3 protein-coding genes are annotated in these 3,695 nt (G+C 43.4%); 2 read left to right on the plus strand and 1 reads right to left on the minus strand.

Features of this window, described 5'->3' with window-relative positions:
* Positions 1 to 619 precede the first annotated feature (619 nt).
* The gene (locus tag AAAT87_RS15040; RefSeq protein WP_349226878.1) at positions 620 to 1,843 is read left to right on the plus strand and encodes a serine/threonine-protein kinase; all 1,224 of its coding nucleotides are present in this window, start codon (positions 620 to 622) and stop codon (positions 1,841 to 1,843) included.
* Here the strand turns inward: AAAT87_RS15040 and AAAT87_RS15045 are convergent.
* Positions 1,828 to 2,382 carry a hypothetical protein gene (locus AAAT87_RS15045; RefSeq protein WP_349226879.1) on the minus strand — a complete coding sequence of 185 codons (555 nt, stop codon included), beginning with the start codon at positions 2,380 to 2,382 and terminating at the stop codon, positions 1,828 to 1,830. The two genes, AAAT87_RS15040 and AAAT87_RS15045, sit on opposite strands and share 16 nt — an antisense overlap.
* A gap of 787 nt (positions 2,383 to 3,169) precedes the next feature.
* Between AAAT87_RS15045 and AAAT87_RS15050 the strand changes: the two genes are divergently transcribed.
* Positions 3,170 to 3,649: a DUF6444 domain-containing protein gene (locus tag AAAT87_RS15050; RefSeq protein WP_349226880.1), complete on the plus strand. Its 480-nt coding sequence runs from the start codon at positions 3,170 to 3,172 to the stop codon at positions 3,647 to 3,649.
* The last annotated feature ends 46 nt before the right edge of the window (positions 3,650 to 3,695 follow it).

Consider the following 3,695-nt stretch of genomic DNA (forward strand, 5'->3'; position numbering starts at 1 on the left):
TAACGTTTACTCTATAAACGTACACCTGCTTGCTTTTATTGTGCTATGCTATCCACACGCTTTTGCAAGTGACCCGATGATATCCCTATCTTATGGGGACAGTATCAGTTTTGAAAACGGACATTAAAGGGGTAGGCTTCCACATTCCATAAGAAAAAGGGAGGGGATTTGCGGCAAGCATTCCCCGATATATTAAGGTGTAAATTTGCAGGATATGAGCTTGAACAAAAATACAAACAAAAAACATCGTAAAAGTTTAAAGACTGTCAAAAGATTCTCTTTCGCTTGAAAATTCCTTTTAAAATGCCTATATTTGCAATGCCATTAGAAATGACGGCAGACATAATTAGGAAGCAACTATGCTTTGTTCCATCTGAGAACCTGGACAATTCACAGTACACAGGAACGACAGCTCTAATTGTTTGTCTAAATATGTATTCACGTATCCATCCCGCTTCTGTGGGAAGGGTATCTCTATACATTCATTGATGCAAACAGGGGGATAATCCTTATACAAAGCAAGTATCCCCTTACTAATCATAAAAAATCACCCAGAAGAAGGTTTTCTCGAAACTTTTAGTTAACTTTGCAACCGAATTATCAACCCAGTCTGAGTAACATGGATTCATATTCTGGAATCATCATAGAAGAAAGTAGAAGGTCTGAACAATTTTCAGACTTTACGCCCATACCTTGCAAAGGTTTCAACATTCTTTGTAAGGCAAAGCGCTATGGCAGATGGTGGGTGCTCAAAGGCCTAAAGAAGCCCTATCGCCAAGACGGAAACTACAAGAACTTGCTGCACAAAGAGTTCGATATCCTCATATCCCTGCAGCATCCCAACATCGTATCAGCCTATAGTATGGAAGATGTACCCGAAATGGGTATCTGCATCGTGATGGAATGGATAGATGGTATCACGCTGGAACACTGGAGCGGCAGCAAGACTGAAGGAGAAGCTATTTTCCTCCAGCTACTTGATGCAGTGCATTACATCCACGCCAAGCAGATAGTACACAGAGACTTAAAACCTTCCAATATCATGATTACCCATAACGGCAATCATGTAAAGCTCATCGATTTCGGACTTTCAGATACCGACGACTTTGCCATTCTCAAACAACCAGCCGGCACACCGGGCTACATCTCACCTGAACAGATTGTATCCCAACAGGCAGACATCCGCAACGACATCTTCAGTATCGGTTGTATTCTGGAAAAGATACTTCCAAGCAAACCGTATACTGCCATCATCAAACGATGTAAGGCTCCCATAGCCCAGCGATATGCCAATGTTGACGAACTCAAAGCCGATTTCATGGCTCGCAGAAACAGGCATCTATCCGGTATCAAGCGTATCGGAATCGCAGCTTTGGTCTGTATCATCTTATTAGGTTTCATCAGTTACCCTTTACTGCATCAGCAGGAAAAGAGCATTAGCATCACCCCGGCACATCACGAAGCCAAGAAGGATACTGTCATCCGCCAGCAAGCCAAGAAGCCTGCCCCACTTTCCAATGGCCGGAAATCCCTGCAGCCAACAGCTACCGAGCCATCTTCTGCATCCCATTTACAAAGCGCCGAACTCATATCCAAGGGAAAGAAGACTATCGACAAGATGTGGAAGGAATCCGGCATAGACACCATCCGGTCTGTTGTGAAAAAGAGCGAGGCATACTTTCAGTTTGTAAATAAGAGTAATGAATTCATCACAACGACTTATCCACAGACATTCTCTAAGGACATAGACGGCAAGAAAGCAGATATCATCTATGAACTGTCCTCTTATACCACTGAGAGATATGTGAAGCCAACCCTGTCGAGTTTTCAATCTTCCAAATAATGCTCCACGATGATGCCATTCTTCTTACCTATGGCATAAGTGACCGGCTCCCTATCTCCATGTTTCCAGCCATGAAGATAAGCAGGCTCATGATTGATAAAATGACGGCACTCAAAAGTATCATCTTTCGCCAATCTGGTATTTTCTGATGACACCACCTTGAAACTTCCGTTTCCCTGATACCTGATGATGCAGGTTCTGTCGGGCAGCCAGGAAAGTTTGAGCATCTGTCCCTCATAAAGATCATCGCATGAGATTTCCTTGCCGATAACCATCTGGCTCTGCCGTTCTCCCGTCCCTTGCGACAATCCGAACTCCTCAAAGTCCGCATAACCGAGAAAATTAGCCAGCACATTCTTGGTAAACTTACTGGCAGAAACCCCTTCGCTCACGTATCCCCAGAACCGTCGCAGCGTAGAGGCACTCACCCTTTGCTGGGTACGTTCCTCCACCTTTTCGCTCAACCAAACGAAGTCGCGGGGCACAACCATCTTGCGTCCCACCATTTTTTCTATCATTTCACGTAATATCTGTTCCATGCTGCAAAGATACTGAAACAAATCCAACCCACACACAAAAAAGCCAATATTTCGACTAAAAACGCCCTATATTTTGAACTTGGAACGGAATGGAACGCTGAAAAAGCAGAAAAAACACCTATTTTTGCAAAAAAATCAGCTCACAATGAACAACTTTAGAAAAAAAATGGTATATTTGCAGTGCTGTTCTAAACAAGCAGCAGACATGTTAAGGAAACAACCATGCTTGGTTCGTACTGAGAATCTGGACAATTCATTGTACACAAGAACGAAGACAGAAGTTGTTCACCCAATCGTGTATTATTGTATCCATTCCGCTTCGGCGGGATGGGTATCAACATATACCCATTGGTGTGAGCTGATTTTCATTCTTTGTGTACAGGTAGTCCAGAACCTTCAGAACAGAATGAAATTGGTTCGCACCTTTTTTTGTGTCTAAATCTTTAAAACAATTTTAACAATGAAAGAACTGACAGTAACTACTCAGCACCCCTATAGAAAACTTCTCGTTAATAAAGCATAAACTTGATTTTGCTTATTTTCATCATCATTACAAACTCTTTAATGATTGAGTCGGTGAGGACGTAGGTTGTTTAAAACAGCTCATTTTGCGAGTTCTTTTTCGGTGATGCTGCCAGCAAGTCTCCTTTGGCTATTATCGCCCTTCAACAATTTATCTGGCAGGAGATACGTTTTTGCATTTTCCACAAGTCAAAAGTCTGCGTTAAGGGATGTAAATCGTGATTTTGCCATGTGGATAAAAATGCTTATCTTTGCACCAAAAACAATGGCAAACGACTGTACTGACATAGATATTGTTTTGCGCCGGATAAACCAGCGTCTGCGCAAGCTTGAGAAGTCCGACTCCGAGAAGACAGAGGAGATCGGACGCCTCAATCGTGTCATTAACCAGAAGGACGTAGAGATACATAATCTAAAGACAGAACTTGTCGTTGCTAAAGAGCGCATCAAGGAACTCGAGGAAGCTGCTGACGATACGTCAAGTACACCAGGGAAGCCCGAGAAAAACAGCAGCAACAGCAGTATCCCTCCATCCCAAGAAAGTATCGCTTCCCGTGAGCTGCGCAGGACAAAGTCTCTTCGCAAGCCAAGCGGAAAGCCGAGCGGTGGACAGCCTGGCCACAAGGGTCACACACTGCAGACTATAGCAGAACCAGACGTAATTGTAAAGCACGAACCCGTCTATTGTAAATGCTGTGGTCGGCTCTTGATTGATGACCCCACTTTAAAAAGGAGCATATTTTGAATCCAGTCTGACCAGTGTGGTCATTCTGAGTGAAACATAGCAATCG

The organism is Segatella sinensis (assembly GCF_040095255.1).
Classification (GTDB): Bacteria; Bacteroidota; Bacteroidia; order Bacteroidales; family Bacteroidaceae; genus Prevotella; species Prevotella sinensis.

Bases quoted from the DNA above. Each gene is read 5' to 3' on its own strand.
- AAAT87_RS15040 (WP_349226878.1), top strand. From the start codon at position 620: ATGGATTCATATTCTGGAATCATCATAGAAGAAAGTAGAAGGTCTGAA.
- AAAT87_RS15050 (WP_349226880.1), top strand. From the start codon at position 3,170: ATGGCAAACGACTGTACTGACATAGATATTGTTTTGCGCCGGATAAAC.
- AAAT87_RS15045 (WP_349226879.1), bottom strand. From the start codon at position 2,382: ATGGAACAGATATTACGTGAAATGATAGAAAAAATGGTGGGACGCAAG.